18 protein-coding genes and 1 tRNA gene are annotated in these 25204 nt (G+C 58.2%); 18 read left to right on the top strand and 1 reads right to left on the bottom strand.

Going from position 1 to position 25204, the window contains the following annotated elements:
- Positions 1–39: 39 nt before the first annotated feature.
- From fdnG to M2Q46_RS14035, 7 genes are all read left to right on the top strand, one after another.
- Positions 40–3114, top strand: a complete 3075-nt coding sequence (fdnG, locus tag M2Q46_RS14065) for a formate dehydrogenase-N subunit alpha (protein ID WP_302357496.1) — start codon at positions 40–42, stop codon at positions 3112–3114.
- Between the two features lie 3 nt (positions 3115–3117).
- Positions 3118–4035 carry a formate dehydrogenase subunit beta gene (gene fdxH, locus M2Q46_RS14060; RefSeq protein ID WP_021447214.1) on the top strand — a complete coding sequence of 306 codons (918 nt, stop codon included), beginning with the start codon at positions 3118–3120 and terminating at the stop codon, positions 4033–4035.
- On the top strand, positions 4028–4681 hold the full coding sequence (locus tag M2Q46_RS14055; protein ID WP_302357495.1) for a formate dehydrogenase subunit gamma: 654 nt from the start codon (positions 4028–4030) through the stop codon (positions 4679–4681). The genes fdxH and M2Q46_RS14055 overlap by 8 nt, the downstream gene beginning before the upstream one ends.
- A 77-nt stretch (positions 4682–4758) precedes the next feature.
- On the top strand, positions 4759–5685 hold the full coding sequence (fdhE, locus tag M2Q46_RS14050; RefSeq protein WP_302357494.1) for a formate dehydrogenase accessory protein FdhE: 927 nt from the start codon (positions 4759–4761) through the stop codon (positions 5683–5685).
- Positions 5686–5772: 87 nt separating this feature from the next.
- Positions 5773–7191, top strand: a complete 1419-nt coding sequence (gene selA / locus M2Q46_RS14045; RefSeq protein ID WP_302357648.1) for an L-seryl-tRNA(Sec) selenium transferase — start codon at positions 5773–5775, stop codon at positions 7189–7191.
- The gene (gene selB / locus M2Q46_RS14040; protein ID WP_302357492.1) at positions 7188–9107 is read left to right on the top strand and encodes a selenocysteine-specific translation elongation factor; all 1920 of its coding nucleotides are present in this window, start codon (positions 7188–7190) and stop codon (positions 9105–9107) included. Before selA ends, selB begins: the two co-directional genes overlap by 4 nt.
- Before the next feature lie 87 nt (positions 9108–9194).
- Positions 9195–9290, top strand: a tRNA-Sec gene (locus M2Q46_RS14035).
- Positions 9291–9350: 60 nt separating this feature from the next.
- On the opposite strand, the gene M2Q46_RS14030 is transcribed toward M2Q46_RS14035, so the two are convergent.
- Positions 9351–10133, bottom strand: a complete 783-nt coding sequence (locus tag M2Q46_RS14030) for an aldolase (RefSeq protein ID WP_083054837.1) — start codon at positions 10131–10133, stop codon at positions 9351–9353.
- A gap of 276 nt (positions 10134–10409) precedes the next feature.
- Between M2Q46_RS14030 and M2Q46_RS14025 the strand changes: the two genes are divergently transcribed.
- The 11 genes from M2Q46_RS14025 to M2Q46_RS13975 all read left to right on the top strand — a co-directional run bounded on the left by M2Q46_RS14025 (position 10410) and on the right by M2Q46_RS13975 (position 25190).
- The gene (locus M2Q46_RS14025; RefSeq protein WP_302357490.1) at positions 10410–12668 is read left to right on the top strand and encodes a FepA family TonB-dependent siderophore receptor; all 2259 of its coding nucleotides are present in this window, start codon (positions 10410–10412) and stop codon (positions 12666–12668) included.
- Between the two features lie 206 nt (positions 12669–12874).
- The gene (locus M2Q46_RS14020) at positions 12875–13963 is read left to right on the top strand and encodes a hypothetical protein (protein WP_009463475.1); all 1089 of its coding nucleotides are present in this window, start codon (positions 12875–12877) and stop codon (positions 13961–13963) included.
- 69 nt (positions 13964–14032) lie between these two features.
- The gene (gene selD / locus M2Q46_RS14015; protein WP_060185422.1) at positions 14033–15067 is read left to right on the top strand and encodes a selenide, water dikinase SelD; all 1035 of its coding nucleotides are present in this window, start codon (positions 14033–14035) and stop codon (positions 15065–15067) included.
- Positions 15067–16161: a tRNA 2-selenouridine(34) synthase MnmH gene (mnmH, locus tag M2Q46_RS14010; RefSeq protein WP_060185423.1), complete on the top strand. Its 1095-nt coding sequence runs from the start codon at positions 15067–15069 to the stop codon at positions 16159–16161. The genes selD and mnmH overlap by 1 nt, the downstream gene beginning before the upstream one ends.
- A gap of 171 nt (positions 16162–16332) precedes the next feature.
- Positions 16333–18594, top strand: a complete 2262-nt coding sequence (locus tag M2Q46_RS14005) for a NosR/NirI family protein (RefSeq protein WP_302357489.1) — start codon at positions 16333–16335, stop codon at positions 18592–18594.
- Positions 18595–18656: 62 nt separating this feature from the next.
- Positions 18657–20561: a TAT-dependent nitrous-oxide reductase gene (nosZ, locus tag M2Q46_RS14000; protein WP_021447219.1), complete on the top strand. Its 1905-nt coding sequence runs from the start codon at positions 18657–18659 to the stop codon at positions 20559–20561.
- A 7-nt stretch (positions 20562–20568) separates the two neighbouring features.
- The gene (locus tag M2Q46_RS13995) at positions 20569–21909 is read left to right on the top strand and encodes a nitrous oxide reductase family maturation protein NosD (RefSeq protein WP_302357488.1); all 1341 of its coding nucleotides are present in this window, start codon (positions 20569–20571) and stop codon (positions 21907–21909) included.
- Complete coding sequence (locus M2Q46_RS13990; protein ID WP_302357487.1) at positions 21893–22804, top strand: ABC transporter ATP-binding protein; 912 nt, start codon at positions 21893–21895, stop codon at positions 22802–22804. Before M2Q46_RS13995 ends, M2Q46_RS13990 begins: the two co-directional genes overlap by 17 nt.
- A 3-nt stretch (positions 22805–22807) precedes the next feature.
- Complete coding sequence (locus tag M2Q46_RS13985) at positions 22808–23638, top strand: ABC transporter permease (RefSeq protein ID WP_009463485.1); 831 nt, start codon at positions 22808–22810, stop codon at positions 23636–23638.
- Entirely contained in the window at positions 23635–24150 is a 516-nt protein-coding gene (locus M2Q46_RS13980) for a nitrous oxide reductase accessory protein NosL (RefSeq protein ID WP_302357486.1), read from the top strand. The genes M2Q46_RS13985 and M2Q46_RS13980 overlap by 4 nt, the downstream gene beginning before the upstream one ends.
- Before the next feature lie 32 nt (positions 24151–24182).
- On the top strand, positions 24183–25190 hold the full coding sequence (locus M2Q46_RS13975) for an FAD:protein FMN transferase (RefSeq protein ID WP_060185427.1): 1008 nt from the start codon (positions 24183–24185) through the stop codon (positions 25188–25190).
- The last annotated feature ends 14 nt before the right edge of the window (positions 25191–25204 follow it).

Here is a 25204-nt window from a genome sequence, read left to right as displayed (position 1 = left end):
GATTTCAAACACGAAAACACAATCCTATTGGAGAGCCGCATGGTGAACATGAATCGGCGTCAGTTCTTCAAAGTGACGGGGGCCTCGCTGGCCAGTTCCAGCATGGTCTTGCTGGGCGCTGCGCCCACCCCCGCCATGGCGGAAGTCAGGCAGTACAAACTGACCCGCATGACAGAGACGCGCAATACCTGTCCTTACTGTTCCGTAGCCTGTGGGGTGCTGCTGTACTCCCGTGGTGACGGCGCCATGAATGCCGAACCCAGCGTGGTTCACATTGAAGGCGATGCCGACCACCCCGTGAACCGCGGCACACTCTGTCCCAAGGGCGCAGGCTTGGTGGATTTCATCAAGAGCCCCAACCGACTCAAATACCCTGAATACCGTGCCGCTGGCTCAGACAAGTGGGAACGCATCTCCTGGGAAGACGCTTTCACGCGTATTGCCAAGCTGATGAAAGAAGACCGCGACGCCAACTTCCAGACCACCGCTGAAGACGGCACCGCCGTCAACCGTTGGCTGACCACCGGCATGCTGGCTGCTTCGGCAAGTAGTAACGAAGTGGGCTATGTCACCCATAAAGTCATCCGCAGCATGGGTGTACTGGCGTTCGATAACCAAGCACGTGTCTGACACGGCCCGACGGTGGCAGGTCTTGCCCCGACGTTTGGCCGTGGAGCGATGACGAACCATTGGGTCGACATCAAGAACGCGGATATTGTGCTGATTATGGGCGGCAACGCAGCCGAGGCGCACCCCTGTGGTTTCAAATGGGTGACCGAGGCCAAAGCACACAACAATGCAAAACTGATCGTTGTGGATCCACGCTTTACGCGTTCGGCATCCGTAGCGGACTTTTACGCGCCTATACGTACCGGTAGTGACATCACCTTCCTGGGTGGCGTCATCAAATACCTGCTGGATAACGACAAGATCCAGCACGAATACGTGCGCAACTACACCGATATGCCCTTTATCGTGCGCGAAGACTTTGACTTCGAGCAGGGGCTGTATTCGGGCTACAACGAAGAAAAACGCAGCTACGACAAGTCCTCCTGGGACTACGAGCTGGGCGAGGACGGCTACGTCAAGACGGACCCCACCTTGCAACACCCACGCTCGGTCTACCAACTGCTGCGCAAGCACTACGAGCGCTACACGCCCGAGATGGTGGAACGCGTCTGTGGCACGCCCAAGGACAAGTTCCTGAAAGTCTGTGAAATGCTGGCCTCGACCGCTGAACCGGGTCGCGCGGGCACCATCCTGTATGCGCTGGGCTGGACGCAACACAGTATTGGTTCGCAGATCATCCGTACCGGCGCCATGGTCCAGCTGCTGCTGGGCAATATTGGTATTGCCGGCGGTGGCATGAACGCGCTGCGCGGACACTCCAACATTCAGGGTCTGACTGACCTGGGTTTGATGTCCAACCTGCTGCCCGGCTATCTGACTTTGCCCAACCAGGCCGAGAAAGAGTTTGACGGCTACATCGGCGCACGTGCCCAACAGCCGCTACGCCCCAACCAGCTAAGCTACTGGCGCAACTACAAGAAGTTCCACGTCAGCCTGATGAAAGCCTGGTTTGGTGATGCCGCCCAGGCCGAGAACAACTGGGCCTACGACTATCTGCCCAAGCTGGACAAGCTCTACGACATGCTGCAAGTGTTCGAGCTGATGGACGAAGGCAAGATGACGGGCTACATCTGTCAGGGCTTCAACCCCCTGGCGGCGGCACCATACAAGGCCAAGCTGCTGCGTGGTTTCTCCAAGCTCAAGTACATGGTCATCATGGACCCGCTGGTTACGGAAACGTCAGAGTTCTGGAAGAACTATGGCGAGCACAATGATGTCGATTCCGCTTCCATCCAGACCGAAGTCTTCCGTCTGCCCACCACCTGTTTCGCCGAGGAAGAAGGCGCACTGGTGAACTCGGGCCGCTGGTTGCAATGGCACTGGAAGGCCGCCAACCCTCCGGGCGAGGCCAAGAGCGACATTGAGATCATGAGTACACTGTTCACGCGTATTCGCTCGCTGTACCAGAAAGAAGGCGGTGCCTTCCCTGATCCGATCCTGAACCTGTCCTGGCCCTACTCCAACCCGGATGATCCAACCGCCGCTGAACTGGCCAAGGAATACTCGGGCCGCGCACTGGTGGATCTGCATGATCCCAAGGATCCGACGAAGATCACGCGTAAGGCAGGCGAGCAGCTGGATGGCTTTGCCGAATTGCGCGACGACGGCACCACGCTAAGCGGTTGCTGGATCTATGCCGGTGCCTGGACGCAGCAAGGCAACCTGATGGCTCGCCGCGACAATAGCGATCCAACCGGAATCGGCCAGACGCTGAACTGGGCCTGGGCCTGGCCAGCAAACCGCCGCGTGCTCTACAACCGTGCTTCCTGTGACCTGACCGGCAAACCCTTTGACCCACGTCGCAGCCTGGTTCACTGGGATGGCAAGCGCTGGGGTGGTGCGGATATCCCTGACTACAAGGCCGATGAAAATCCGGCTGATGGCATGGGCCCGTTCATCATGAACCCTGAAGGTGTCGCCCGCTTCTTTGCCCGTAAAGGCATGGCAGAAGGCCCCTTCCCCGAGCACTACGAGCCCTTTGAAAGCCCCTTGAGCTACAACCCGCTCAGTCCTGACGAACCACGTGCCATGACCAACCCGGCAGCCCGTATCTTCAAGGACGACCTGGCAGCCATGGGTACGGTAGACAAGTTCCCCTATGTGGGCACCACCTACCGCCTGACCGAGCACTTCCACTACTGGACCAAGCACGTGAAGCTGAACGCCATCGTGCAGCCCGAACAGTTTGTGGAAATTGGCGAGGAGCTGGCCAAGGAAGTGGGCATTGTGCAAGGTGATCGCGTCAAGGTGTCCTCCAACCGTGGCTATATCAAGGCCGTGGCGGTGGTGACCAAGCGCATCAAGGCCCTGAACGTGGATGGCAAAGTTGTCCACCAAGTGGGTATCCCGCTGCACTGGGGTTTTGTGGGTCTGGCCCGACCTGGTTTCCTGATCAATGCGCTGACCCCGCCGGTAGGCGATGGCAACTCGCAAACGCCAGAGACCAAGGCCTTCCTGGTTCAACTTGAAAAGGTTAAGGAGTAAGCCATGGCCTTGCAATCACTTGATATCAAACGGCGCTCCGCAACCACCACCCCATCGCCCAGCGTGCGCGAGCCCGTGGGCGGGGAAGTGGCCAAGCTGATCGACACCAGTAAGTGCATTGGCTGTAAGGCCTGTCAGGTCGCCTGCATGGAATGGAACGATACGCGCGACGAAATCGGTCACAACGTCGGGGTGTATGACAACCCGGCCGACCTGACCGACAAGTCCTGGACCATCATGCGTTTTGCGGAGTATGAAAACCCCGCTGGCGATCTGGAATGGCTGATTCGCAAAGACGGCTGCATGCACTGCGAGGATCCGGGCTGCCTGAAGGCCTGTCCCTCGCCAGGCGCCATCGTGCAGTACACCAACGGCATTGTGGATTTTCACGAGGAAAACTGCATTGGCTGCGGCTACTGCGTTACCGGCTGTCCTTTCGATGTGCCCCGCATTTCGGAAAAGGACAAGAAAGCCTACAAGTGCACCTTGTGTTCGGACCGTGTGGCGGTCGGACAGGAACCGGCCTGTGCCAAGACCTGTCCTACCGGCGCGATTGTGTTCGGTACCAAAGAAGACATGCAGCACCACGCTGCAGAGCGTATCGAAGACCTGAAATCGCGCGGCTTTGAAAACGCAGGTTTGTACGACCCGGCTGGAGTGGGTGGCACCCACGTCATGTACGTGCTGCATCACGCCGACAAGCCCGAGCTGTACAGCGATCTGCCCAAGGACCCGCAAATCAGTCCGATGGTCTCGCTCTGGAAGGGAGTGGCCAAGCCGCTGGGGGTTGCTGCCATGGCACTGACCGCCCTGATTGGTTTCTTCCACTACATCCGAACCGGTCCTAACGAGACCGACGAGGAAGACGAGCGCCGCGCCGACGAGGACGCACGCAAGATCCAGGAGGCTCACCATGACTGATCACAACCGCAAGGGCTTGATTCAGCGCTACACCACCAGTCAGCGCATTAATCACTGGATCATTGCCATGAGCTTTGTGCTCCTGGCCTTGTCCGGGCTGGCGCTGTTTCATCCGTCAATGTTCTGGCTGACCAACCTGTTTGGCGGCGGTCCGTGGACACGCATTCTGCACCCGTTCATTGGTGTGGTGATGTTTGTGTGCTTTTTCCTGTTTGCGGCCCGCATGGTACGGCACAATATGTTCTCCAAGGGTGACGCGGCCTGGCTGCGTCACTTCAAGGACGTGCTCAATGCCAAGGACGAGCGCATTCCCGAAGTAGGCCGCTATAACGCCGGGCAAAAAATCCTGTTTTTTGCTTTGGTGATCTTCATGATCGGCCTGCTGGCAACCGGTGTGGTGATGTGGCGCGAATACTTTTCCGCCTTCTTCCCCATCTGGGCTATCCGTCTGGCCTCCGTGCTGCACGCGGTCTGCGCCTTGCTGATGATTTGTGCGATTATCGTACACATCTACGCCGGTATCTGGGTAAAGGGTTCGGTCAAGGCCATGACTCAAGGAACGGTCACCCGTGCCTGGGCCTGGAAGCACCACCGCGCCTGGTTCCGTGAAGAAATGGAAAAAGGTCCCAGCCGTCCTGCCGAATAAGCGGGGCTCTGGTACATAAGCAACCCGGCTGCCATGCACCATTTCGGGCATGGCAGCCTTGTTTTCAGGAGTCTGTCTTGCAACGCATCCTTCCGCGCGGCGAAATCGAAAGTCTGGACCACACCTCCATCCCCCGACTGCGCCTGCCTGTGCGAGCCAGCGTCTTTGCTGACCGGGCAGCACGTCTGCGCCAATTGGCTGACGGCAATCCCGTTGGTGCCTACCTGCTCTTGCTGGCACATCTGGTTGATGGACAGCACAAACAACTCAATGCCCTGCCCCCGGCCGAACTGCCCGCCGAGGTGCTGGAAACAGCACAAAGACACGGTATGCCACCCTTGCTGGCATCGGGCTGGAAACGCGATCCACAGTGGCTCAGCATTTTGAGCAGCCTGCTCAATCACATGATCAACGCTTCGAACGTGCCTGCAGCCGCCCACGAAGTCTGTCAGAGCCTGCTAAAGAAAGCCGAGTCTGACCCACAAAAACTGGAAGATCTGGCTGACGCGATTCTGGCCGAGCAATTGCCTGAGCAAGACGGTGCCGCGGCACCTTTTGTCATGGCCGCCTTGCAGGTTTACTGGACGCATCTGGCCTGCTCGCTGACCGAAGGCCAACTGTCTGTAACCAGCCCCTTTGGCGTATGCCCGTCCTGCGGCAGCCTGCCTGTATCCAGCGTGGTGCGTGTGGGTGGTCGTGAAGATGGCTGCCGCTACATGTGCTGCCCGCGCTGCAGCGTGGAATGGCATCTGGTGCGTGTCACCTGCTCGCATTGCGAAAGCACCAAAAGCGTGGCGTATCACGCCATTGAAGATGGCCCGGAAGGCATCAAGGCCGAGTCCTGCGACAACTGCCATACCTACCGCAAAATCTTCTATCAGGAAAAGCAGCTGGGCATTGACCCGGTAGCGGACGACCTGGCCAGTCTGGCTTTGGACGTTCTGATGGGTGAAGAAGGCTATTCCCGCGCCAGCGGCAATCCACTTCTTTGGCACCAGTCTTAAGCTAAGATTCCCCTACGCCTTGCTGCCCCGAGCACAAGGCGTAGCTGACGGACCCTGCCCATAGACTCAAACGCCTGCCTTTGAATGATGAGCCCTACGCCTGAACTCTCCCCCGCCCACATCCCTTCCCTGGATCGCTTGCTGCGCTCGCCAGAGTTCGAGCCCTTGCTAAGCCAGTTCGGTCACACACGCCTGAGTCAACGCACTCGTGCCCATTTGCAGGCACTGCGGGAGGCCGTGTTGAAGGGAGCACTAAGCCCTCAGGACCTGGAGCCCGCTCAGCTTGCCAAAGCACTGCAAGCACAACTGCAGGAAGAATCCCGCTTGCAGCTACGCCCGGTCTTTAACCTGACCGGCACCGTACTGCACACCAATCTTGGGCGTGCGATGCTGCCGGATGAAGCCATACAGGCTGTTGTCCAGGCCATGCGCTCGCCCGCCAATCTGGAATTTGATCTGGAAACCGGTGGCCGAGGCGACCGCGATGACTTGATCAACCCCTTACTCTGCGAACTGACCGGCGCTGAAGCCGCCACAGTCGTGAACAATAATGCGGCTGCCGTGCTGCTGATGCTCAGCACCCTGAGCCCCCGCCGTGAGACCGTGGTGTCACGCGGCGAGCTGGTTGAAATTGGCGGGGCCTTTCGTATTCCCGACATCATGAAGCGTGCCGGTGCTCGTCTGCATGAGGTAGGCACCACCAACCGTACCCACGCGGCTGACTACGAAAACGCCATCAACGAGCGCAGCGCCATGTTGATGAAGGTGCATTGCAGCAACTACGCTGTCAAAGGCTTCACCAAAAGCGTTTCGGTCGAAGAAGTTGCACAGATAGCCAAAAAACACGGCCTGCCCACCAGCGTGGATCTGGGCAGCGGCACCTTGGTGGACCTGAGCCAATGGGGCCTGCCGCCTGAGCCCACCGTGCGCGAGACCATCGAAGCCGGTGCCAATATCGTGACCTTCAGCGGCGACAAGCTGCTGGGTGGCCCCCAAGCCGGTCTGATCGTAGGCCGTGCAGACCTGATCGCCAAGATCAAGAAAAACCCGCTCAAACGTGCTCTGCGCGTGGGCAAAATCACCTTGGCCGCACTGGAACCTGTGCTGGCCTTGTACCGTTCGCCAGAGCGCCTGCCCGAGCACCTGACCACCTTGCGTCTGCTGACTCGACCTTCAGCTGAAATGCGTGCCCAAGCACTACGTTTGGCCCCTGTCTTGCAGCAATGGGTGGGGACACAATTTGCAGTCGAACCCACTGCCATGCTGAGCCAGATCGGCAGCGGTGCGTTGCCCGAAGACGTACTGCCCAGCTTTGGACTGCGCTTTGCCTACCAAGGCACAGGCCGTCCGGGCCGCCATCTGACTCAACTGGAAAAACGCCTGCGCACTTTGCCCCAGCCCGTCATCGGGCGCATTGCGCAAGATGCCTTTTGGCTGGACTTGCGCTGCCTGGAAGAGCCCTTTGAGGCCGCCTTCAGCGCACAACTGATTCCCGAGCAAGCATGATTGTTGGCACCGCAGGACATATCGATCACGGCAAAACCACCTTGATCCGCGCCTTGACCGGCGTGGATACCGATCGTCTGGAAGAGGAAAAAAAGCGCGGCATCTCCATCCAGCTGGGCTATGCCTATACGCCTTTGCCCGACGGACAGATCCTGGGCTTTATTGATGTGCCCGGTCACGAACGTCTGGTGCACACCATGGTCGCGGGTGCGACCGGCATTGATTTTGGCCTGCTGATCGTGGCCGCAGATGACGGCGTCATGCCGCAAACCCGCGAGCATCTGGCCGTACTGCAATTGCTGGGTTTGCAGGCGGGAGCCATCGTCCTGAGCAAGGCGGATCGCGCTGATGCTGCCAGAATTGAATCCGTCAAAGCCGAGCTGCAAGCACTTGTCCAAGGAAGCTTTCTGGACAATGCCCCCATCTTCGTTGTTGATGCCCTGTCCGCCGACAAACCCGGCCTGGAAGCACTGCGCCAGCATCTGCATGCACAGGCCATGCAAGCCACCAAGCAGGATGGCCAAGGCTATTTCCGCCTGGCCATTGACCGCGTCTTCACCTTGCAAGGTCACGGCACCGTCGTGACCGGCACAGTGCACGATGGCGTGCTGGACCTGGACGGCCCGGCTATAGACTTGCGCCTGATGCCACGCGGTACACCCGTACGAGTACGCAGCATTCACGCCCAGAATCAGGCCTCGCGCCAGGCTCGTACCGGCCAGCGTTGTGCCCTGAACCTGGGCGGAATTGATGTACAGGATATCGAGCGTGGCGACTGGCTGGCCGACGCCCGCTGCTTCATCCCCTCCACACGTATCGATGTGGAACTGAGCCTGCTGGACAAAGATATTCCCGCCCTACGTACCTGGTCGCCCTGGCATGTCCACATGGGGGCTGCTCACCTGACGGCCCATGCCGTGCCTTTGGATGGCGAGTCCTTGCAGCCCGGCCAGACCGGCAAGGTCCAGCTGGTCTTTGACCGCCCGATCTGCACCATGACGGGCGAGCGCTTTATTTTGCGCAATGCCCAGGCCAGCGAAACAGTCGGCGGCGGGATTGTGCTGGACCCGAATGCACCGGACCGCAAACGACGCTCCGCAACGCGCCTGGCCTGGCTGCATGCCTTGGCGCAATGGACGCGTGGCGGACCATTGGAGGGCCTGCTGGCCCAAGCGCCTTACGGTCTGGACGAAGCAACACTGCTGCGTCTGTCGGGAGGATCTCAACAAGGCTTGAGCGCCCCCGCCAATGCCCGCTGGCACACCGGATCTCGCCCACAAAGTCAGCCTATCTTGTTGAGCGATGCACGCCTGGAAGCGCTGTGTCAGCACATAGAAAGCGTGATGCTGCAGTTCCACGAGCGCAATCCGGACGAGCCGGGCCTGTCCAACAGCCGCTTGCGACGTATGGCCGTCCCCACCATGCCCGACGCAATCTGGCAGCTCCTGACCGAATATCTGCTGGCAGAACAGCGCCTGGCCCGACAAGGAGCCTGGCTGCATACGCCAGGCCACCGCGTCACCCTGAGCGCCGAAGACCAAGCTTTAGCCACCGCCCTGCTGCCCCTGATCGAGGCAGGCCGCTTCGACCCTCCGTGGACACGCGATCTGGCCAAAGAAACCGAAGCCCCGGAAGACCAGACCCGCAACGTACTGCGCCGACTGGTACGCCAGGGGGAGCTGTTTCAGATCGTGCATGACCTGTTCTATCACCGCCGCCAGATCGCGGTGCTAGCCAATATCGTCAAGGAGCTGCACAGCGGCCAAGGCGTCAGCGCCGCGCAGTTCCGGGACGCAACGGGACTGGGCCGCAAACGGGCCATTCAGATTCTGGAGTTCTTTGATCGCGTCGGCTATACACGACGTGTGCGTGATCGCCATGTATTACGAGGTGAAGCCTGGGCAGCGGCGGACTGAGCCCGGAGCTTCATGCGGGAACCAGAGCAGGCAAGGCCCTGATCGTTGAAGCGTCATCGGCCCTAACGTATGATAGGGCCTCTTGAAGGAAAGCATCCGTGCCCGGTGGCACGGCCGGGCTTCAAACCCGGTTGGGGGCGTCAGACGTTCCCAGGTAGGTTCGACTCCTGCTGCTTTCCGCCACCGACCTTTGGGCCAAAGCACTGCTCCAAGCTGACTCGCCCCCAAACAGCCCCCATCTTTTTACTCGAGCGCATCGACATGATGCTTCAACGCCTTGCGCACGTAATATTCAAACCCGATCTCGGACCGGCGAGGGCGCAAAATCCAGTCGTGTGCCTCGCGCCCCAACTCCGGCAATATGGGTTTGATCTTTCCGGCTGACATGGCCAGCAACTGCATCCGCGCGGCACGCTCGAACTGCAGGGCAAGCACACAGGCCTCCTCAACAGAGCTGGCCGCAATCAACATGCCATGATGCGCCAGCAAGATCGCCCGCTTATCACCCAGGGCCCGGGAAATAATCTGCCCTTCCTCATTGCCTACAGGCACACCAGGCCAGTCCTTCAGAAAAGCGCAATCCTCGTACAGCGTGCAGTTATCCATATGGGACACCTCCAGGGGCACGCCCAGCATGGATAAGGACGCGACATGCAGAGGATGGGTATGAATAATGCAATTGACATCAGGACGCGCACGATACACCCAGGAATGAAAACGGTTGGCAGGGTTGGGCATGCCCTGACCTTCCAGAACCGTCAGATCTTCATCCACCAGCAAGATATTGGACACGCTGATTTCATCAAACCCTAGCCCTAACTGCTGGGTGAAATACGTACCTTCCTGCTCGCCCCGCGCCGTAATCTGCCCCGCCAAGCCCGAATCATGACCACCATCAAACAGGATGCGACAGGTCAGAGCCAGCTTTTCTCTAACACTACGTTTCGGAACCTGAAACTGAGCCTGCATCTGCTCCTGGGCGCGGGCGATCAAAGTGGGCTTGGAGAGGTTTAGAGTACTTGTCACAAGAATTCCTTTAAATGCGTGTGATCTTTCATCAAGCAACAGCCTCAAAACGCGCTGTCTGGGGACCACACCGACCAGGACATGGAAATGCCAAAAAACACCCATGTTTTCTTGGCAGGAAGCTAAGTGTCAATTCAGAAAAATAATTCCCCTTTACTTTGACCGTGTTTTACACACCACAAATCCGTCAGCTTTCTCGACAGCCGTCACATTTTTAAACACAATCCTGATCGCGAACAATTCTCATTCTGTTTATCATTTACTAGGAAAGTGATTATGAATTTATTGGCGCCTCCGGCTCGCCGCCCGATCTTTGCATTGGGCCTGCTCGCCACGGCTTTGGCAGCCAGTTTCAGTGCACAGGCACAAACTTCCAACGTCCGTGGTGGGGTCACCTCGCTGGAAGAAATTCGTGTCTTGCCTTCGGCAGAAGAAGCCGTCAAACAGGCTCCTGGCGTGTCCACAATTACTGCCAAGGATATTGAAAAACGCCCTCCCGCCAACGACCTGTCCGAACTGATCCGCACCATGCCCGGCGTGAACCTGACCGGTAACAGCCCATCCGGTTCCTACGGCAATAGCCGCCAGATCGACTTGCGCGGCATGGGCCCTGAAAACACCCTGATCCTGATTGACGGCAAACCTGTCAGCTCGCGCGACTCCATTCGCATGGGGCGCGACGGTGAACGTAATACCCGTGGTGACAGCAACTGGGTGCCCGTCAACGCCATCGAACGCATTGAAGTGCTGCGTGGCCCGGCTGCTGCTCGCTATGGCTCTGGTGCTGCCGGTGGTGTCGTGAACATCATCACAAAAGCGCCTACCGATACTTTCTCCGGCTCGGTAACCGCCTACGGTCTGATTCCTGAGGACAGCGACTACGGCTCCACACGTCGTACCGGCTTTAACTTGTCCGGTCCCATTGCCGACAAGCTGTCTTTCCGCGTCTACGGCAATATCGCCAAGACAGATGCCGACAAACCCGCGTTGAACGCCCAGGCTTCCGGCATGGAGGTGAACGAGACCACCGTGCCACCAGCGGGCCGCGAGGGGGTACGCAATAAAGACGTTAACGGCTTGCTGCGCCTGGATATCAACCGGGACCACCGTATGGAGCTGGAAGGCTCATTCAGCCGCCAAGGCAATATCTACTCGGGAGAGCGTCTGTTTAGCCGCAGCACGCAAACCATTGCATCACTTGCCGAAGATGGGGCTGAAACGAACATCATGTATCGTCGCGCCGGCTCGCTCAGCCACTATGGTGACTACGGCCAGGGCCGCCGCTCCCGCCTGACCTTTGCATATGAAGGCACGACCAACTCACGTTTGAATGAGGGCCTGGCCGGTGCCGTTGAGGGCAGCATCTCCAACCCCGGTGCCGGCTCGGTTTCCGAGCTGCGTTCGCTCAATATCTCGGGCGAATACAACACACCTTTGCAGATCGCCAGCAAGCACGTCTTGATGACGGTCGGGTTCGAGCACCGCGATCAAAGCCTGGATGATGACTACGCCACTCGCTCTGGCCAAACCATCAACAAAAACACGGATTCCAAAAGCAAGGCCCGTACAACAGCCGCCTATGTGGAAGGCAATATCGAGCTGACCGACGCCTTGACCGTGACACCAGGAGTGCGGTTCGACCATCACAGCAAGTTCGGTGACAACTGGAGCCCCAGCCTGAACGCCTCCTACTTCATCACCGACAGCATCACCCTGAAAGGCGGTATCGCCCGCGCTTTCAAAGCACCTAACCTGTATCAATCCAACCCCAACTACCTGTATCAAACACGCGGCAACGGTTGCCCGTACGACCCGGTAACTGGTCAACGCGTAAGCGGTCCTTGCTACATCTTCGGTAACGACAATCTGTCGCCCGAACGCAGTATCAACAAGGAAATTGGTCTGGCTTACGACAACGCGGGCTGGGCAGCAGGTCTGACTTACTTCCAGAACGACTACAGCAACAAGATTGTGGCCGATATGGGCGACCAGACCATTCCGGATGCGGTGTACATTGGCGGCTCCCTGGTCCGCCCATTCCAGTGGGTGAACTCCGGCAAGGCAGTGATCCGTGGTCTGGAAGGCAACCTGACTATCCCGATTCTGGGCGAGAACGGTGACACGCTGAGCCTGAGCAACAACCTGACTTACATGATCACCAACAAGTCCAAGGAAACGAACCAGCCTTTGACTGTCATCCCCCGCTACACCCTGAACAGCACGCTGGACTGGCGCGTCAACGACAAGCTGTCCTTGCTGGCTACTGCCACACTGTATGGCAAGCAAAAGCCACGCTCGCACAACCTGTCCAATAACTCGGAAGTGAAAGGCGATGGCCTGCGTGAACGTGGTTCATATGCCATCTTCGGTCTGAGCGGCGCTTACCAGGTCACCAAGTCCACGAACATCCGTCTGGGCGTGAACAACCTGTTCGACAAACGCTTGTACCGTGAAGACTCGGGTAGCGGCCAAGGTGCCAACACCTATAACGAACCTGGTCGCCAATACTACGCAACGTTGACTGCCAGCTTCTAATACTCCACGCTTTACTTCGGACTCCAGCAGGAGTCCGGATGCTTGATCGCTATGCCCGCCCGTGCTGCCCCGCCTGGAGCAGCACGGGCGGTATCTTATCCCACCTCAATCCAAGAGAGCCCTCCCGACCTCACTCCAACAGCGCTAGACTAAAGCCTGGTTAGCCAGCTTTCTGGCTACAGAATCACCACATTCGGGAGCTGATCTTGTCGTCCACCGAGTCTGATCTCGCGATCTACGCCGGGCCTCGTGCTTATCGTCATATTCAAAGCAATGGCTTGCATGCCAAGGACATCAGCACGCTGATTGGCAGTGCGGGTGGACCCAAGGCTTTGGCGCTAACCGGGCTGGATCAGTATTTGTTTGGCGACTGGCTCAACACACATGATGAGCCGCTATGGCTATTTGGCAGTTCCATCGCTTCCTGGCGCTTTGCCTGTGCGGCCCAGAGCGATCCGCACAAAGCCTTTGCGGACTTTGCGCAGCTTTATATACACAGCCCCTTTCTGCCCAAATCCACGGTAGCGGACATTACCCGGTCGACCCAGACCATGCTGAAAACCTTGCTGGGGGACGCCGACTCACAGGCTGCGATCCTGAACCATCCACGCTATCGCTTCGCCATTACCGTGGCACGCAGCAAGGGCTGGGCGGGTTCCCGCAACCCCAAACAGCTTGGCGCAGCCCTGCTCAGCTGCATGGTCGGCAATTATGTGCACCCTGCTATCCCCCACTGGTTCTTTGAGCGGGTCATCGTGCACGACACTCGTAGCCCCCTGCCCATTCACGGCAGACATCAAGACCTGGCTCGCTACGCCGCACTGGATCAGCACAATCTGTTCGAGACCCTGGCCGCCAGCACCGCTATTCCACTCGTGATTGACGGTGTGAATGCCGCCCATAACTGGCCTGCCGGTCTATACCGGGATGGAGGCCTAGTCGACTACAACTTCTGCGCTCTGGATCTGGATAGCCCAGGCTTGACCTTGTTTCCGCATTTCACTCAAAAGATCAGCGCCAGCTGGTTCGACAAATACCTGCCCCGTTGGCAAAAGGCTCGCCGCCGTCACAACCTGGACAATCTGATTTTGCTGTGCCCGACCGAACGTTTCTATCGGCGTCTAAAAGACCGCAAAATCCCCGATCGCTCCGACTACAAGCGTTTACCCGACGCAGACCGGCGTATTGCCTGGCAAAACTCCGTCGAACAAAGCCAGCGACTGGGCGAGCAATTTGCACAGTGGGTGGCCGCCGACCAGTTGGCCCAGCGCGTTCGACCTCTGCCCTTTCCGTAGCAAAAGCCTGCAGGGCATAGGGGCAATTTAGTATCATTTCATCTTCAACCTCTTTCTTGGTACGCGCTCATGGATACTCCCATTCGTCTGACCCAATACAGTCATGGAGCCGGTTGCGGCTGCAAGATTTCCCCCAAAGTATTGGACATAATCCTGGCGGGAAGCGGAGCCCAGAATGTGGACCCGAACCTGTGGGTAGGCAATACATCACGTGATGATGCGGCTGTGTACGGTTTGAATGAGGAAACAGGCGTCGTCTCGACCACCGACTTTTTCATGCCCATCGTGGACGATCCGTATGACTTTGGGCGCATTGCTGCGACCAACGCCATCAGCGATATCTACGCCATGGGTGGTAAACCGATCATGGCCATCGCCATTTTGGGCTGGCCCATCAATGTCCTGTCCCCTGAAGTCGCCCGCGAGGTCGTGCGTGGTGGGCGTGCGGCTTGCGATGCCGCTGGCATCACCCTGGCCGGTGGTCACTCCATTGATGCCCCCGAGCCTATTTTTGGTCTGGCTGTAACTGGCGTAGTTGATAAAGGCCAGTTAAAACGCAACGACACCGCAACCGAAGGCTGCCAGCTCTATCTGACCAAGCCTTTGGGTATTGGCGTGCTGACCACGGCCGAGAAAAAAGCCAAGCTTCGTCCTGAAGATCAAAACCTGGCCCGCGACTGGATGTGCACGCTCAACAAGCCCGGCAACCGCTTTGCACAACTGCCCGGTGTTAAAGCCATGACCGATGTGACTGGCTTTGGTCTGCTGGGCCACCTGATCGAAATGGCAGATGGCAGCGGCCTGACCGCCCGTCTGAATCTGGATCGTGTGCCCCTGTTGCCCGGCATTGAATACTACCTGCAAGAAGGCTGTGTGCCCGGCGGCACGCAACGCAACTTCGACAGCTACGGCCATCGCATCGCTCCTATCAGCCAGGATCAGATCAACATTCTGTGCGACCCACAAACCAGCGGCGGTTTGCTGATCGCCGTAGAGCCTGCTGCCACTGCCGAGTTTCTGGCAACAGCACAAGAACTGGGCCTGACCCTGGAAGCCATCGGGGAATTCATCCCCGCCAAAACCCACGCCGTCGAAATCGCTTGATGCGTCCTGATACCCACCACTACCGCGAGCTGTTCCTGAACGATGTGCCTTTGATGGACGCTCGCGCTCCCATCGAATTCAGTAAAGGCGCCTTTCCCGGCGCATTGAACCTGCCACTGATGAACGACGAGGAGCGTCACCTGGTGGGGATCTGCTACAAGCAACATGGCCAGGATGCCGCCATTGCCTTGGGTAACAAGCTGGTCAGTGGCCAGCTCAAGCAAGCTCGCCTGCAGGCCTGGGCACAATTTACGCAAGACCATCCCGACGGCTACCTGTATTGCTTTCGAGGTGGCCTGCGCAGCCAGATCACACAAACCTGGCTGCGCGAAGAGGCAGGCATTCCCTATCCCCGCGTAGTGGGCGGCTACAAGGCTATGCGTGGCTTTTTGCTGAATAACCTGGAACAAACCGTCGGCAACGCCCATTTTCAGGTTCTGGGCGGCATGACAGGCACGGGCAAAACCGATGTCCTGCAGCAGCTTGATAACAGTCTGGACCTGGAAGGCTACGCACATCATCGTGGTTCCAGCTTTGGCAAACACGCCACCAGCCAACCCAGCCAGATCGACTTCGAGCACAGGCTATCGATCGCCATGCTCAAAAAAACGGACCAAGGGCACCAGCGCTTCGTCCTGGAAGATGAAAGCCAAACCATAGGCCGTTGCAGCCTGCCACTGGGCCTGTACCGGGGGATGCAGCAGTGGTCCATCATCTGGCTGGAAGATAGCCTGGAAAACCGCATTACGCGCATCGTGCGCGATTACGTCCAGAACCTGCACGCGGAATACACAGCCCAATACGAGCCGCAAACAGGCTTTGCACTCTTTGCCGAACAACTGCGTCAAAGCCTGGCCCGCATTACCAAGCGCCTGGGCCATCAACGCTACCAGCAACTGGCCGCCATCATGGACGATGCCTTGCAGGAGCAGGAGCGCAGCGGCGCGCTGGAGGGTCACCGGGACTGGATCGGTGGTTTGCTGACGCAATACTACGACCCCATGTACGCCTATCAACGCGAACAAAAAGCGGAACGGATCATTTTTCAGGGTGATGCCGACGCGGTCCTGAATTATTTGCGTCAGCAAGGCTGAACCTCATCTAAAGCCCGGCCAGCAAAGCCTGCCATCATTCCTCACAGATCAAGGACCGGCTGACGCCGACCCACATCCACTCTTGTCAGAATCTGTCCTTGCTCTGACACAAAGAGTAAACAAAGGGTAACCCCTACCATCTCGCAAGAATCTTGTTGCAGGTGGTAAGAAATGACGTCCCTCAATCGCGTTGCCCGGCATGTTCAGTTCCGTATTATCTGGCTCCTGCTTTTTGTACTGGCAGCCTGTCTGAGCAGTCCTCCGGCACACTCCAGTTCACGCATTGCCCATTTCTTGCCGGACATTGCCCTTAACGAGATCTTTCCCACCGCCACCCACACCAGCGAGCCAGCCGGCACGCTACCCGTCGCCAAAGTCTTTAAAGATCAAGAACAACTGGGATATGTGTACGTCACCACCGACATCGTCAACACCCGTGGTTACTCCAGCTTCCCCATCGACACCCTGGTCGCCATGAGCATGGATGGCAGCATTGTCGCTGCCAAACTGCTGGAACATCATGAACCCATTGTCTTGATCGGCATCCCCGAATCACGGGTAGAGGCCTTCATTCAGGGCTATGTGGGTCAGAACTACATCAAGAACCGTCCCAAACCCGGCGCACCACCACCTGTCGACATTATCAGTGGCGCCACCGTGACCTTGATGGTGGTCGGTGACAGCATCATGCGCTCTTCGCAACTGGTGGCCCGGCAAGAAGGCATAGGCCAGCCTGCCGCCCCCGCCACAGCACCGGCGGCAGTCAAACGCAACATAGACAGCAGCAATCAAACCATTGCCAGTTGGGATGAGTTGCTCCAAAGCGGTGCTATCCAACGCCTGCACGTCAGTGTGGCCGACATCAACCAGGCTTTCATCGACAGTGGTCGCACGGAAGCCGCCGCCCATCCGCAGGAAGGCGACCCACAAGACACTTTTATTGATCTGTACGCCGCCCTGGTCAGCGTGCCCAGCATTGGAAAAAGCTTGCTGGGCGAATCTGACTACACGTACCTGCAGCAAGAGCTGAAACCCGGTCAGCAAGCCATGCTGGTCGTCGGGAACGGGTTGTACTCCTTCAAAGGGTCAGGCTATGTACGCGGCGGGATTTTTGACCGTATCGAGATCGTCCAGGATCTGGACAGCTTTCACTTCACCGATCTCGACCACCAGCGTCTGCCCGGCGTGAAAGCTGCCAATGCCCCTGACTTCAAAGAAGCCGCCCTGTTCAAAATTCCGGCTACTGCTACCTTTGATCCGGTCCAGCCCTGGCGGCTCCAACTGCTGGTCCAGCGTGTGCTAAGCGTCAAGGACAAAGCCTTTGTCACGCTGAACCTGAATTACCAGCTTCCTGACGCCTATTTGACAGTGCCCCCTCCAGCAGCAGTTGCAGCGGCCCCCGATACCGCAGCGCACGATGACCTGGAAACCGCCAGCGAGCCTTTGTACAAGCAAATCTGGGCGGGCAAGAAAGTGCAGATTGCCGTGCTGCTGCTGTCCTTGCTGACCTTGGGTGGAGTCTTCTTCTTTCAGGACACGCTAACCAAGCACGAAGTGTTCTACCAGCGCTTTCGCATCGGCTTTCTGCTGTTCTCCCTGGTCTGGATTGGCTGGTACGCCTCGGCCCAGTTGTCCGTGGTGAACGTACTGACTTTCTCCCACGCACTGCGCACCGATTTCCGCTGGGAGTACTTCCTGATGGATCCGCTGGTCTTCATTCTGTGGATCGCCACCGCCATCTCCCTGATCTTCTGGAACCGGGGTGCCTTCTGTGGCTGGCTCTGTCCCTTTGGGGCGCTGCAAGAGCTGGCCAACAAACTGGCCCGCTTCCTGCGCATTCCGCAAATCAAGGTAGCCTACAGCGCCCATAAGCGCCTGGTGTCCATCAAATACGTGATCTTCATTCTGCTGTTTGGCTTTGCCCTGTACGACATGGCCGTGGCGGAAAAGATGGCCGAAGTCGAACCCTTCAAGACCGCCATTATCCTGAAATTCATCCGCGACTGGCCCTTCACCATCTTTGCCGTCTTGCTGCTGATTGCCAGCCTGTTCATCGAGCGCTTTTACTGCCGCTACCTCTGTGCCCTGGGCGCTGCCCTGGCTATCCCCGCCCGCTTGCGCATCTTTGACTGGCTGCGTCGCTACCCCATGTGTGGCAACCCCTGTCAGCGCTGTGCAACCGACTGCCCCGTCCAAGCCATCGAGCCAGAAGGCCCGATCAACCCCAACGAGTGCATCCAGTGCCTGAACTGCCAGATGCTGTATCACCACGAGAAAAAATGCCCGCACCTGATTCAAAAGATCGCCAAGCGCAAGCGAGATAAACCGGCCCCCGTTGCCGTTGCCAGCTCGCTGCAAGACGATGCTGCTGCCCGCCCTACCGTGCGTCCACGCAGCGTAGACAGTACCGATTCCACGCCAGCCACGCCGTGAGACGGCTGGGCGCGCCCCAGCGCCAAGTCGGTCACGTCATCACACAAAAGGAAGATCACACCATGTCCGAGAACACACAGGATAAACACGGCTTGAGTCGCCGCGCCTTTCTGGGCACCGCCGCCTTGTCAGGTGCCGCAGTCGTCAGCGCCACCCATATTGGCAATGCCCTGGCCGATACGAAAAAAGCACCGGACGGGCAAAATGCCCACATTGAGCCGGGTGAACTGGACCAGTACTACGCCTTCAACTCCGGCGGTCAGTCCGGCGAGATCCGCATCATGGGTCTACCCTCCATGCGCGAGCTAATGCGCATCCCGATTTTCAACATTTGCAGCGCGACGGGCTGGGGCATTACCAACGAAAGCCGCCAGATCATGCGCGCCAACCTGACGCCTGAAACCCTGGCCTTTGCTGACTCCTTGGGCGGCATCCTGCCTAACGGCGATGCTCACCACCCCCATATGTCCTTTACCGACGGGACTTACGACGGGCGCTTCATCTACATCAATGACAAGGCTAATAACCGCGTAGCTCGCGTGCGCTGCGATGTCATGAAATGCGACAAGATCATCGAGATCCCCAATGCCGACGGCATCCACGGCCTGCGCCCCCAACGTTATCCCCGCACCGGCTATGTGTTCTGCAACGGCGAACACATCGTTCCCCTGCCCAATAACGGCACCATCTTCGGCAACCCCAAAGAGAACTACTTCTCTGTCTTTACCGCCATTGATGGCGACACCATGGAAATTGCCTGGCAGGTGATCGTGGATGGCAACCTGGACAACTGCGACGCCGACTACCAGGGCAAGTACGCCTTCTCCACCTGCTACAACTCTGAAAAGGGGCTGGACGTCGGCGAGATGAGCGCCAACGAGCAGGACTGGGCGGTGGTGTTCAACCTGAAGGCCATTGAAGACGGCGTCAAGAAAGGCGACTTCAAAGAGATGCAGGGCGTCAAAGTGCTGGATGGCCGCAAAGGTTCGCGCTATACCCGCTACATTCCTGTGCCCAACTCCCCGCACGGTTGCAATGCCAGCCCCGATGGCATCCACGTGGTGTTTAACGGCAAGCTCTCGCCCACCGTCACCATGATTGACGTGCGCCGCCTGGACGACTTGTTCGCAGACAAGATCAAACCGCGCGACTGCGTAGTGGCAGAGCCTCAACTGGGTCTTGGCCCACTGCACACGGCCTATGACGGCCGCGGCAATGCCTACACCACGCTGTTTATCGACAGCCAGATCGTGAAGTGGAATATGGCCAAAGCCATTGAGGCTTACCAGGGCAAGGACGTAGACCCCATCATCCAGAAACTGGACGTGCACTACCAGCCCGGCCACAACCACACCACCATGGGCGAGACCAAAGAGGCCGATGGTAAATGGCTGGTCTCGCTGAACAAGTTCTCCAAAGACCGCTTCCTGAACGTAGGCCCGCTCAAGCCAGAAAACGATCAACTGATCGACATTTCGGGCGACGTCATGAAGCTGGTTCACGATGGCCCAAGCTTTGCCGAACCACACGACATGCTGCTGGTTGCTGCTGACAAAGTGCGCCCCAAGCGCGTCTGGACTCGTGACGACCCATGGTGGGACGGCGCACGGAAAATGGCTGAAAAAGACGGCGTCACCCTGGAGGGTGCGTCCAAAGTCATTCGGGATGGCAACAAGGTGCGGGTCTACATGACCGCCGTGGCACCCGTGTTCTCCGTGCCCAGCTTCGAGGTCAATCAGGGCGATGAGGTCACCGTCGTCGTCACCAATATGGAAATGATCGAGGACTTGACCCACGGCTTTACCTTGTCCGGCTACGGCGTGGCCATGGAAATTGGACCGCAGCAAACCAGCTCGGTCACCTTCACGGCCTCCCGCCCCGGTGTGCATTGGTACTACTGCCAGTGGTTCTGCCACGCACTGCACATGGAAATGTCCGGTCAGATGAACGTGAAACCCAAAGCCTGACGGTGACATGAAGCCTTTCTGCCTGCTCCCTATCCGTGCACGATGCCTCAGCCCAACCCTGGTGCTGAGGCTGGCCTTCAAGCCGCTTACGGTCCTGGCCCTTACGGCCAGTGGTCTGGCTGCGCAAGCGGCCACCATTGAAGTGCCTGCCGATACATCGCTGCAAGCCGCTATCGATGCCGCCCAAGCCGGTGACATCCTGATGCTGGCTCCCGGCACGTATCAGGGCAATATCATCGTGAACAAGCCCTTGACACTTCAAGGCCCCAACGACCGGCAAGCCGTGTTGATGGGCGAACGTGAAGGTCGCACGGTGTGGGTGCAGGCGGAAGATGTGCAGATACGTCAGATTACCGTGCGTAATTCCGGCTTGAGCCTGCCCGACATGGATGCAGGCATATTCCTGGATAAACCCGCCCATAACGCCCTGATTGAAAACAACGACATCCTCGACAATCTGGTGGGGGTATATGTCTGGGGGCCCCATAACGCGCTGGTGCAACACAACACCATAGTGGGCAATAAAGAGCTGCGTCTGAATGAGCGCGGCAATGGCGTCACGCTGTGGAACTCCCCCGGCTCACGCATCTTGTACAACGATATTTCCTGGGGTCGCGACGGGATTTTTTCCAATACCAGCCGCGACAATGTTTTCAGCCACAACCGCTTTACCCAGCTGCGCTATGCGGTGCACTACATGTACACCAATAACAGCGAGGTCAGCAGCAATGTTTCCATAGGCAATGACATTGCCTATGCCCTGATGTTTTCGCAGTTCCTGACAGTACGTGAAAACATCAGCATCAACAGCACGCATCAAGGCTTGATGCTCAATGCCGCTCAGCAATCGACCATTACTGACAATATCGTGGACGGTGCCGAAAAAGGCGTCTTTCTCTACAACGCCAACTTCAACAAGATCTCCGGCAACCTGATTCAGAACACACAGATCGGGGTGCACTACACCGCCGGTTCCGAGGGCAATGAGATCACGGAAAACGCCTTCATCCAGAACCAGAATCAGGTGAAGTATGTGGGTACCCGCTACCTGGAGTGGTCCAGCAAGGACCGGGGCAATTACTGGAGCGATCACAGCGCCTTTGACCTGAACGGTGACGGCATTGGTGACACCGCTTATCGCCCCAATGGCCTGATTGAACAGCTGGTGTGGCGAGCCCCTTCGGCCCGCGTGCTCTTGAACAGCCCCGCCGTTTCCATTGTGCGCTGGGCGCAAACCCAATTCCCTGCCATTTTGCCCGGCGGCATCATCGATAGCGCACCGCTGATGCGTGCGCCCGACAATCCCGTCTGGGAGCGCTACAAGGCCAATCATGACTCCATCCAATAACTGCACGGCCCCTGTCGCGCTGGCCAATGTCAGCAAGCTGTATGGCCAGCAGCGTGCCGCCAACGCGGTGAACTTCGAGCTTTACCCTGGTCAATGCACGGTACTGGCTGGCCACAATGGCGCAGGCAAAAGTACTGTCATCAAGCTGATTCTGGGCCTGATCCGCGCCGATGAAGGCAAGGTATCTTTACTGGATCATGACGCCGGTTCGCCCCAGGCTGCCCGCCTGCGCGCCCACATCGGCTATTTGCCCGAAACGGTCGCCCTCCACCCGGCACTGACAGGCACGGAAACGCTGGCCTTTTATGCTCGACTAAAAGGGCTGCCACTTAAAGACAATCAAGCCCTGCTGGCCCGCGTAGGTATTGCCCAAGCCGCCCACAAGCGTGTCGGCACTTACTCCAAAGGCATGCGCCAACGTCTGGCCCTGGCCCAGACCCTGCTGGGCCAACCCCGCGTGCTCTTGCTGGACGAGCCGACTACTGGCCTGGACCCCGCTTCCCGACTGCTGTTCTACGAAATCGTCCAAGAACTGCGCGATGCCGGGGCCACCATCCTGCTCAGTACCCACGCTCTGGCGGAGATGGAACGTCTGGCAGACCGCATCATCGTGATGCAACAAGGACGCAAGATTGCTGATGGCACCTTGTCCGAATTGCGCCAACACGCTGGCTTGCCGGTACGTATCCGCCTGACCGTGGAGCAGATCCCCGATTCTGTTCCACAGCACTGGAATGCCATCGGTGCAAATCGCCTGGAACGTCATTGCACCGAAGCCGAAAAAATCCAGATTCTGCGCGAAGCGCATGCCATTCAAGGATTAACCGACCTGGAGCTGGAATCCCCCGGTCTGGACGAGTTGTATGCGCATTTTTTGAAGCGCGAGGATTACTAAGCCATGAACCCTGTCCTGATCATCATCCAAAAGGAAGTGCGCGACGGATTGCGCAATCGTTGGGTACTGGCGGTCACCCTCTTGCTGGCCGCACTGGCTTTGTCTCTGGGCTTTCTGGGCAGCGCCCCCACGGGCAGCGTCAAGGTAGATCCGTTGACAGTCACGGTTGTCAGCCTGTCCAGCCTGTCTATTTTTCTGATCCCGCTGATCGCCATGCTGCTGTCCTACGACGCCATTGTGGGCGAGATCGAGCGCGGCACCATGTCCTTGCTGCTGAGCTACCCCGTCCATCGCTGGCAGGTTCTGGTCGGTAAATTCCTGGGCCATGCCCTGATCCTGAGCCTGTCCACGGTGGTGGGCTACGGCCTGGCAGGCGTCACCTTGCAAGTGGCACATGGCGGCCTGGACTTCAGCGTCTGGACGCCCTTTCTGGCCATGATGGGTGCCAGCGTTCTGCTCGGCGCCAGCTTCCTGTCCATGGGCTATTTCATCAGCACCCTGGTCAGAGAACGTGCCACTGCGGCCGGACTGGCCATCGGTATCTGGCTGTTTTTCGTGGTGATTTATGACATGGCTCTGCTGGGTATTCTGGTCGCTGACCAAGGTGCCATGATCACCGCTTCCTGGCTGAACATCATCCTGCTGTTCAACCCCACCGACGTGTACCGCCTGCTGAATCTGACCGGCTACGAGAATGTCGCCATGTTTGCTGGTATGGCCGGTTTAAGCGAACAGGCTCGTCTGCCCGCCAGTGTGTTGATGAGCGTTCTGCTGCTGTGGATCGCCGTGCCTTTTGGTCTGGCAAGCCTGGTATTCAAAAGAAAAGCACTATGAAAAAACTGCGCACTCTTCTGTTGCTGTGCCTGGGTCTGATACTGGCTGCCTGCGGACAACCAGAACAGGTGCAAGCCCCGCCGCCTCCCGTCGTCCAGATCCCACAAACCGCTGTAGGCCACTACTGCGGCATGTACCTGTTCGAGCATCAAGGCCCCAAAGGACAAATCCTTCTGCGCGAACGCGAAGCGCCGCTCTGGTTCACTACCATACGCGAGGTCTTTGCCTACACCATGTTGCCTGAAGAATCCAAGGCCATTGCCGCCACCTATGTGCAAGACATGGCCCAACGCAATCAGGACGGCCTGTTCCCCGACCAAGCCTGGATACCGGCACAAGATGCCTGGTATCTGATCTACAGCCGCTACACCGGTGGCATGGGCACCATCGATGCCCTGCCCTTTAGCCAGGAGCAGGCCGCCAAGGACTTCCAGCAACAGCATGGCGGCCAAGTGGTTCGCTTTGCCGAGATGCCGGAGAACTACATCTTTGGTGCGGTCACGCTGCCTTGAAACGCTTATCTTCCTGATCCCAGGTATTTGCCATGACTTCTACTCCTGTTTCCCGCCGTCGTTTTATCGGTATCGTGGCCGCGACCAGCGCCCTGACTTGCGTGCCCTGGGCCGTCAAAGCGATGCAAGCAGCCACTACCCCGCTCAGCTCCTGGCAAGGGGTGGCTTTAGGTGCGGACGCACAACTGCATATTCACCATCCCGACCCGGTTTTCGCACAAACCCTGATCGATCAGGCCCTGTCCGAAGTGCGACGGCTGGAGCGAATATTCAGTCTGTATGAACAAGACAGCGCCTTGCGCCGCCTGAATCGCGATGGATATCTGAAGCAAGCCCCCGGCGATCTGACGCGGCTGCTGCTGGAGTCACAACGCCTGAGTGAATTAACGAACGGGGCCTTTGATCCAACCGTGCAGGTGCTCTGGGAGCTGTATAGCCAGGCAGCCCAACGCAGCGCTAAAGCTTCCATCCCTGATGCCGCCGAGATTAGCCAAACGCTGCAGCAAGTCGGCTATCAAGCCATCCACATTCAAGGTGACACAGTCCTGCTACAACACCCCGGCATGGCCCTGACCCTGAACGGGATTGCTCAGGGCTACATCACCGATCGCATCACTGAACAGCTGAAACAGGCGGGCCTGGAGCACGCTTTGGTCGATATGGGCGAGATACGCAGCCTGGGCACGGCTCCGGGAAATCGTCCCTGGCGCGTCGGTCTGGCAGGCGATCAAGCAGAACCAGCCAGTTTGTTGAATCTGGATGTACACAATCAGGCAGTCAGCACCTCGTCAGGAGCAGGCACAGCACTTAGCCGGGATGGCTCCGTCACCCATCTGTTCAACCCCGCCAATGGTCAGGCCCGTCCTTTGTATCGCAGTGTCTCTGTCGTGGCTGGGAACGCCACGATAGCCGACGCTCTGTCCACGGCTTTCTCCTGGATGTCACCGCCAGAGATTGCGCGGGTACTGGCTGGCGATCCTGGTTTGCAGGCATGGGTGCTGCCCTACGATGGTGATCAGCTAGTACGGATGCACTCGTAAACACCAAGACAAAC

This window comes from Alcaligenes sp. YSL9 (assembly GCF_030515105.1).
In the GTDB taxonomy this organism is placed as follows: domain Bacteria; phylum Pseudomonadota; class Gammaproteobacteria; order Burkholderiales; family Burkholderiaceae_B; genus Alcaligenes; species Alcaligenes phenolicus.
This window is presented reverse-complemented; position numbering and strand designations above follow the sequence as displayed.

Excerpts from the sequence above, each read along its gene's own strand:
- M2Q46_RS14055 (WP_302357495.1), top strand. The coding sequence starts at position 4,028 with ATGACTGATCACAACCGCAAGGGCTTGATTCAGCGCTACACCACCAGT.
- M2Q46_RS13995 (WP_302357488.1), top strand. The coding sequence starts at position 20,569 with ATGAAGCCTTTCTGCCTGCTCCCTATCCGTGCACGATGCCTCAGCCCA.
- M2Q46_RS13990 (WP_302357487.1), top strand. The coding sequence starts at position 21,893 with ATGACTCCATCCAATAACTGCACGGCCCCTGTCGCGCTGGCCAATGTC.
- selA (WP_302357648.1), top strand. The coding sequence starts at position 5,773 with ATGAGCCCTACGCCTGAACTCTCCCCCGCCCACATCCCTTCCCTGGAT.
- M2Q46_RS13985 (WP_009463485.1), top strand. The coding sequence starts at position 22,808 with ATGAACCCTGTCCTGATCATCATCCAAAAGGAAGTGCGCGACGGATTG.
- M2Q46_RS14025 (WP_302357490.1), top strand. The coding sequence starts at position 10,410 with ATGAATTTATTGGCGCCTCCGGCTCGCCGCCCGATCTTTGCATTGGGC.
- fdxH (WP_021447214.1), top strand. The coding sequence starts at position 3,118 with ATGGCCTTGCAATCACTTGATATCAAACGGCGCTCCGCAACCACCACC.
- M2Q46_RS13975 (WP_060185427.1), top strand. The coding sequence starts at position 24,183 with ATGACTTCTACTCCTGTTTCCCGCCGTCGTTTTATCGGTATCGTGGCC.
- mnmH (WP_060185423.1), top strand. The coding sequence starts at position 15,067 with ATGCGTCCTGATACCCACCACTACCGCGAGCTGTTCCTGAACGATGTG.
- nosZ (WP_021447219.1), top strand. The coding sequence starts at position 18,657 with ATGTCCGAGAACACACAGGATAAACACGGCTTGAGTCGCCGCGCCTTT.
- M2Q46_RS14005 (WP_302357489.1), top strand. The coding sequence starts at position 16,333 with ATGACGTCCCTCAATCGCGTTGCCCGGCATGTTCAGTTCCGTATTATC.
- selB (WP_302357492.1), top strand. The coding sequence starts at position 7,188 with ATGATTGTTGGCACCGCAGGACATATCGATCACGGCAAAACCACCTTG.
- selD (WP_060185422.1), top strand. The coding sequence starts at position 14,033 with ATGGATACTCCCATTCGTCTGACCCAATACAGTCATGGAGCCGGTTGC.
- M2Q46_RS13980 (WP_302357486.1), top strand. The coding sequence starts at position 23,635 with ATGAAAAAACTGCGCACTCTTCTGTTGCTGTGCCTGGGTCTGATACTG.